The sequence below is a fragment of the Allopontixanthobacter sp. genome (genome assembly GCF_034376665.1).
GTDB lineage: Bacteria > Pseudomonadota > Alphaproteobacteria > Sphingomonadales > Sphingomonadaceae > Allopontixanthobacter.
On the sequence record NZ_JAXMJI010000047.1, the window covers coordinates 22,119 to 28,979 of the forward strand.

The 6,861-nt window shown below is 62.6% G+C and carries 7 protein-coding genes and 1 pseudogene; 7 read left to right on the forward strand and 1 reads right to left on the reverse strand.

What is annotated here, in order from left to right; translation table 11 throughout:
- Window positions 1–131: 131 nt before the first annotated feature.
- Window positions 132–521 (reverse strand): hypothetical protein, encoded by a 390-nt coding sequence (locus tag U0988_RS04935; RefSeq protein WP_322291528.1) that lies wholly within the window; start codon window positions 519–521, stop codon window positions 132–134.
- Window positions 522–775: 254 nt separating this feature from the next.
- Here U0988_RS04935 and pyrH point away from each other — a divergent pair, with 254 nt between their 5' ends.
- The 7 genes and pseudogenes from pyrH to U0988_RS04970 all read left to right on the forward strand — a co-directional run.
- A complete protein-coding gene (gene pyrH, locus U0988_RS04940) occupies window positions 776–1,498 on the forward strand; it encodes a UMP kinase (RefSeq protein WP_322291529.1) in 723 nt (240 codons plus the stop codon).
- Window positions 1,499–1,501: 3 nt separating this feature from the next.
- Window positions 1,502–2,059, forward strand: a pseudogene (frr, locus tag U0988_RS04945) (ribosome recycling factor).
- A gap of 205 nt (window positions 2,060–2,264) precedes the next feature.
- Complete coding sequence (uppS, locus tag U0988_RS04950) at window positions 2,265–2,906, forward strand: polyprenyl diphosphate synthase (RefSeq protein ID WP_322291535.1); 642 nt, start codon at window positions 2,265–2,267, stop codon at window positions 2,904–2,906.
- A complete protein-coding gene (locus U0988_RS04955) occupies window positions 2,893–3,600 on the forward strand; it encodes a phosphatidate cytidylyltransferase (protein ID WP_322291530.1) in 708 nt (235 codons plus the stop codon). Before uppS ends, U0988_RS04955 begins: the two co-directional genes overlap by 14 nt.
- Window positions 3,597–4,754 carry a 1-deoxy-D-xylulose-5-phosphate reductoisomerase gene (locus U0988_RS04960; RefSeq protein WP_322291531.1) on the forward strand — a complete coding sequence of 386 codons (1,158 nt, stop codon included), beginning with the start codon at window positions 3,597–3,599 and terminating at the stop codon, window positions 4,752–4,754. The genes U0988_RS04955 and U0988_RS04960 overlap by 4 nt, the downstream gene beginning before the upstream one ends.
- Window positions 4,755–5,873, forward strand: coding sequence for an RIP metalloprotease RseP (gene rseP / locus U0988_RS04965; protein WP_322291532.1), 1,119 nt, complete (start codon window positions 4,755–4,757; stop codon window positions 5,871–5,873).
- 188 nt (window positions 5,874–6,061) lie between these two features.
- On the forward strand, window positions 6,062–6,861 hold an 800-nt coding region (locus U0988_RS04970; RefSeq protein WP_322291533.1), incomplete at its 3' end, for a POTRA domain-containing protein.

Sequence of the window (6,861 nt, forward strand, 5' to 3'; positions counted from 1 at the left end):
CTATGCGGTAGCTGCGAGGCAGCGTTTCCTGCTGACAAGGTTGGATAAACCAAAAGGAACTGATGTAAATTGATGTCTTGGAAGGTACCCCTTTAAGCGGCGAAACGACTATGGGCTGGCCATCGCCACCCTCAAGGTCTCACCCCAAGTCTCCCCCGGCGCATAAATCCTTCGGCTCGTCTTACGGGCGGAAACCAAACCTGCGGACACTCGTTTTTCCCATGCCTCTTCAAAAAAGGTAGAAGGAGAATGTTGCCATGAACAACGACCGTAACCAATCGAACCAGAACCAGACCAATCCTGGTCAGGCCGGCCAAAATCAGGCCGGACAACCCCAGCAGGGCCAGCAAGGTCAGGGCCAGCAGGGTCAGAACCAGGACCGGCAGCCCGGTCAGGCTGGCGAACGGGACCGCGACCAAGGCCAGCAGCAGCAGCAGCAGCAGCAGCAGCAGCAGCAGGACCGGTCTCGGCAGAGCGACCAGCAGTCCGGCGGAAGTGACCAGAGCCGTCAACGCCAGCAAGACTGAACTCCGGTTCGATAAAGCAGGAGGCCGCCGTTTCGGCGGCCTCTTTGCGTTGAGGGTGGCGATACGCCATTCCACCCGCGCTAGTCCCGGCGCGGCGAGTTCGGACTGATCAAGAGACCCCACTCTAATCCCGCGCTGATGCGTCTCCAGCGCCGCGAGTTCACATCCACAGGCTTTCCCTTTGCGCCGTGAGGCTCGTGCGGCTAAGGACAGCGCCGCGCCCACCGCTAACCGAGATGACCTACCCTATGACAGTCCTGCAATACAAACGCATCCTGCTCAAGCTTTCGGGCGAGGTGCTGATGGGGGAGCAGGAATACGGCATCGATCCGGCCTATGTGGCGCGGCTGGCGGAAGAAGTGAAGGCGGCCAAGGATACCGGCCTCGAGGTCTGCCTGGTGATTGGCGGGGGCAATATCTTCCGCGGCGTGGCCGGCGCGGCGCGCGGGCTGGACCGGGCAACCGGCGACTACATGGGGATGCTCGCCACCGTGATGAACGCGCTGGCGATGCAGAACGCGCTAGAGAAGATCGGCGTGCCGACGCGGGTACAGTCCGCCATTCCGATGGCCTCGGTGTGCGAACCCTATATCCGCCGCCGGGCCGAACGGCATCTCGAAAAGGGCCGGATCGTGATCTTTGCCGCGGGCACCGGAAACCCGTTCTTCACCACCGATACGGGGGCGGCGCTGCGGGCGGCGGAAATGAACTGCGATGCGCTGCTGAAGGGCACCAGCGTCGACGGCGTCTATGACCGTGACCCGAAACTGTTTCCGAACGCGGTGCGTTTCGACACGATCACCTATGGCAGGGTGTTATCCGACAATCTGAGAGTGATGGACGCCGCGGCCGTGGCGCTGTGCCGGGAAAACCATATTCCGATCGTGGTATTTTCGATTCGCGAGCGGGGGAATGTCGCCAAGGTGCTCGCAGGCGAAGGCGTCCAGACCATAGTGCAAGGGGAAAGCTGAGACATGGCAAAATACAGCAAGGCCGATATCGAGCGGCGGATGCAGGGCGCGGTCGATTCGCTCAAGAGCGACCTCAGTGGCCTGAGGACCGGGCGCGCCAATGTGGCGCTGCTCGATCCGGTGGTGGCCGAGGTATATGGCGCGATGATGCAGCTGAGCCAGGTGGCGACGGTCTCCGCCCCCGAACCGCGGATGCTGAGTGTTCAGGTGTGGGACAAGAGCAACGTCAGCGCGGTGGAAAAGGGGATTGCCAAGGCGGGCCTCGGCCTCAACCCGATGACCGACGGGCAGACCATCCGCCTGCCGATTCCCGACCTGACCGAGGACCGCCGCAAGTAACTCGCCAAGCTTGCCGGACAATATGCCGAAAAGGCGCGGATCGCGATCCGCAACGTCCGCCGCGACGGGATGGAGTCGCTCAAGGAAGACGAGAAGAAGAAGGAAATTTCCGAAGACGAGCGCAAGCGGCTCGAAGACGATGTGCAGAAGCTGACCGACAAATATGTTGCGGACGCCGACGCCGCAGCGGCGGCGAAGGAAACGGAAATCCTGACGCAGTGATACAATGGCGGGCTCTGGGCAGTGATGCCTTGGCTGCCCCCCTCCTCTTGAGAGGAGGGGCAGCGAGACTTCGGTTTGGCGTCAGCCAAGCCATAGTCGCTGTGGGGTGGTATCTTCTCCATCCTCGCCACCACCCCCAACCCCCTCCTCTGAAGAGGACGGGGATTTGACATCCGACAAACGCGCACGACACGTCGCCATCATCATGGACGGCAATGGCCGCTGGGCCAAACGGCACCATCTGCCCCGCGCGATGGGCCACCAGCGCGGGGTGGAGGCGGTGCGCCGGCTGGTCCGCAGCGTGCAAGGCATGGGTATCGAGTGTCTGACGCTCTACGCTTTTTCGAGCGAGAACTGGAGCCGCCCGGACGAGGAAGTGTCCGACCTGATGAATTTGATGCGTAAATTCATCAAATCGGACCTGCCGGAATTCATCGCCAACGACGTGCGGCTGAAGATCATCGGCGACTGGCAGGGGCTTGCGCCCGATATCGTGGCCATGCTCGAGGATGCGCTGGAGCGAACTTCGGGCGGGTCGCACATTCTGGCGGTGGCGCTGAATTACGGTTCGCAGCAGGAAATCGCCCGCGCCGCCACCAAGGCCGCAGCCAAGGGCGCGATCACGGCGGAAAGCATCGCGGCGCAGCTCGACACCGCCGACCTGCCGCCGCTCGACCTGCTGATCCGCACATCGGGCGAGGTACGGCTGTCGAATTTCCTGCTATGGCAGGCAGCCTATGCGGAAATGAGTTTTACCGACGTGTTGTGGCCCGATTTCACGCCCGAGCATCTGCAGAACGCCCTCGATGATTTCGCCAGGCGGGAGCGGCGCTATGGCGGACGCTGAGATGGCGGCGAAGAAGAATTCCGACCTGGGGGTGCGGCTCGCTTCAGCGGCGGTGATGCTGGCGCTGGCGGGCGCGGCGCTGTATTTCGGCGGCAAGGTGCTCGACACCTTCATCGTGATCGTAGCCTTGATCGCTTTCGTGGAATTCGTGCTGCTGGTCGTGAAGGCGACCGAAAACCTCTCGTTCAGGCTCGCGGGAATTCTGGCTGGTGCGGTCTATGTCTTTGTGGCGGCGGGCATAATGGCACAGATGGATTCCCCATCGCTGATTTTGACGCTGGGGGTGGTGATCTTCACCGATACAGGCGCTTACCTGTTCGGGCGGACCATCGGCGGACCCAGGATTGCCCCGCGGATATCCCCGTCAAAGACCTGGGCTGGCCTGGTTGGCGGCATGATCTGCGCGGCATTGTGGCTGGCGGTCTGGACCGTATCCCTCCACTATTTCGGCAGCAATTACACATTTTCCGCCCTGGTCGGTGCGATGTGGGGCGTTGCGCTTTCCGTCGCGATGGTCGGCGCGGGTCTGGCGGTCGTGGCGCAGATGGGCGATTTCTTCGAAAGCTGGCTCAAGCGCAAGGCGGGCGTGAAGGACAGTTCCAACCTCATCCCCGGGCATGGCGGCGTCCTCGACCGGGTGGACGGGCTTCTGCCGGTTGCCCTCGTTTTCGGCTTTCTGGGTTGGTTGTCTTGAGCGTTCGGTCGATCTCCATCCTCGGTGCCACCGGTTCGGTCGGGGCGTCAACGCTCGATCTGATCCGCCGCAACCCCGATGCGTGGCGCGTATCCGCCCTCACGGCAAATTGCAGCGCGCAGGAACTTGCCTTGCTGGCCCGCGAATTCCGCGCCCAAATCGCGGTGGTCGGCGACGAGAGCTGCCTGCCCGAACTGCGCGAAGCCTTGGCCGGCAGCAGTGTCGAGGCTGCGGGCGGCGCGACTGCGCTGTGCGAGGCCGCCGCGCGTCCCGTGGACGTGACCATCGCGGCGATTGTCGGCTGCGCGGGCCTGGCACCGACCATGGCGGCGATCGAAGCGGGCGGCACCATCGCGCTTGCCAACAAGGAAGCGCTGGTATCCGCGGGCGACGTCATGACGGCAGCGGTGGCCCGCACCGGAGCTACCCTGCTGCCGGTCGATTCCGAACACAACGCGATCTTCCAGTGCCTGCAAGGCAACGACGTGACCGAGGTGCGCTGGATCACCCTGACCGCAAGCGGCGGGCCGTTCCGCACCTGGAACGCCGAACGGCTGGCGGCTGCGACGCCCACGCAGGCGGTTGCGCATCCCAACTGGGACATGGGCGCGAAAATCAGCGTCGATTCCGCGACCATGATGAACAAGGGACTCGAATTCATCGAGGCGCACCACCTTTTCCCGGTCGGTCTGGACCGGCTGCGAATCGTGATCCATCCGCAGAGCGTGGTGCATTCGATGGTCGAATATTGCGACGGATCGACGCTCGCGCAGCTTGGCCCGTCCGATATGCGGGTGCCGATCGCGTCCTGCCTGGCGTGGCCCAAGCGGATGGACACACCATGCGCGCCGCTGGATCTCACCGCCATTGGCGAACTCAGCTTTTTCGCGCCGGACGAACAGCTGTTTCCCGCAACCCGGCTGGCGCGCGAGGCGGCGCGGGCAGGGGGCGCGGCCCCGGCAGTGCTCAACGCCGCGAACGAAATCGCGGTTGCCGCGTTCCTGAACGGTAAGATAGGGTTCACAAAGATCGCGCTACTGGTGGAGCAAGCCCTGAACCGAGAAATTCCGCCCGCGCCTGCCACCCTCGACGATGTGCTGGACGTGGACCGGCAAGCCCGCCGTGAGGCAGCGCAAATACTGGAGTCCTGCTGAGTGTTCGAATCGCCCCCAATCTGGATGTACCTGATCGGCTTCCTGCTGCTGCTGGGGCCGCTGGTGACCGTCCATGAATTCGGCCATTATCTGGTCGGGCGGCTGTTCGGGGTGAAAGCGGACGCCTTTTCCGTGGGTTTCGGCAAGGAACTGGCCGGGTTTACCGACCGGCGGGGCACTCGCTGGAAATTGTCGGCCTTGCCGCTTGGCGGCTATGTGCAGTTCAAGGGCGACATGAACGCTGTCAGCATGCCGGACCCGGCCGCACAGGGCGCTGCAGCCGGCGAACCGTTCGACGGCAGTTTCCACAAGGCGGATCTGTGGAAACGCGCGCTGATCGTCTTCGCCGGACCGGCGACGAATATCCTGGTCGCGATCGCGATTTACGCCGCCTTCGCCATGGCGATCGGCAAACCGGTGATCGCGCCGGTGGTCGGCGGCTTTGCCGAGAATTCCGTGGCGCGCGATGCCGGCCTTGAGATCGGTGACCGGATCACGGCTCTCAACGGCGAGCCCGTATCCGATTTCTATGAAATTGTGGACGAGATCCTGCCTTATCCGGGCCGCGAACTGGTCATGACTGTTGAGCGGGACGGCGACACGGTGTCGATTCCGATCAACGCCCAGAGTGTGATCCGCAAGGACCGGTTCGGAAACGAGGGGCGCGTAGGCCAGATCGGCGTCATGCCCAATTCTGGCGAATTCGTCCAGTTGGGGCCGCTGGAATCCGTGACTTACGCGGCATCCGAGTGCTGGAAAATCACCACCATGATGGTGAACGGCCTGGGCCAGATAATCTCGGGTGACCGGTCGGTGAAGGAACTGGGCGGGCCGATAAAGATCGCCAAATATTCCGGCGAACAGCTGTCGCTGGGACTGTTGCCATTCATCGGTTTCGCGGCGCTGATCTCAATTAACTTGGCATTCATTAACTTCCTGCCAATCCCCGGTCTCGATGGCGGACATCTGGCGTTCTATGCGGCAGAGGCCGTCCGCCGGAAGCCGATAGGCCCGCGCGGCCAGGACATGGCATTCCGCGTGGGAATGGCTCTGGTGCTCGGATTGATGGTGTTTGTTACGGCGAATGACATCCTCTCGCTGCCGGTTTTCGGCAGCTAGGCGGGCCATTCGGGGGGAATCGAAGTATTTGCGCGGGGGATCGCGCGTCGCACTGCTTGATTGGGGGCGCGGCATCGGGCAGAGGGCGGCATCTTGTTTCCGCTGCCCTGGTCCGATGGGCCGATCTGGCGGTTGCACTGGTGATTTGTAATTTGGACGGGATACCCGCGTCAATGAATGGACGGACAATGGCAGGCGAACGACAATTGAAACCTGCCGCGCGCCTCGCGCTTGCCTTGCTGGGCGGGACGATGCTGGCAGGAATGCCGGCGGCCCTGGCGGCGCAGGACACACCCGCACCGACGGCGCAACCGGCAGCACCGCAACCGGTCACTCAACCGGCACCCCAGCGGGCGGACATCATCCAGACCATCACGGTCGAAGGGGCCGAACGGCTGGAGGCGCAGACGATCCTCAGCTATGTCCGTCTGCGGGTGGGCGAACCCTATACCCAGGCCGACGCCGACCAGGCGCTGAAAGACCTCGCCGCAACCGAGCTGTTTTCCAATTTCAGTGTCCGCAACGACGGCGGCAATGTGGTGATCAACGTCACCGAAAATCCGGTCATCAACCGCATCATCCTGGAAGGGAACAAGCGGATCAAGAATGACAAGATCCTTCCCGAGATCAAGCTTTCGGCGCGCCAGATCTTTACCCGTTCGAAAGTCCGCGCCGACGTTGCCCGCATCATCGAACTGTACAAGCGGCAGGGCCGGTTCGCCGCCACCGTCGAACCGAAAATGGTCGAGCTGAGCCAGAACCGCGTCGACATCGTGTTCGAAATTTCCGAAGGGCCCAAATCCAAGGTCCGCCAGATTAATATCATCGGTAACGAAAAATTTAAGGACGGCGATCTACGCAGTGAAATGGTCACCAAGCAGGCGCGGCTGACCAGTTTCCTGAGCTCCAACACCAGCTACGATCCCGATCGCCTGGCATTCGATCAACAGAAGCTGCGGCAATTCTACCTGACCGAAGGCTATGCCGA

What these genes read in the sequence shown, in the direction of transcription:
- pyrH (WP_322291529.1), top strand. Translation starts at nt 776, where the DNA reads ATGACAGTCCTGCAATACAAACGCATCCTGCTCAAGCTTTCGGGCGAG.
- uppS (WP_322291535.1), top strand. Translation starts at nt 2,265, where the DNA reads ATGGACGGCAATGGCCGCTGGGCCAAACGGCACCATCTGCCCCGCGCG.
- U0988_RS04955 (WP_322291530.1), top strand. Translation starts at nt 2,893, where the DNA reads ATGGCGGACGCTGAGATGGCGGCGAAGAAGAATTCCGACCTGGGGGTG.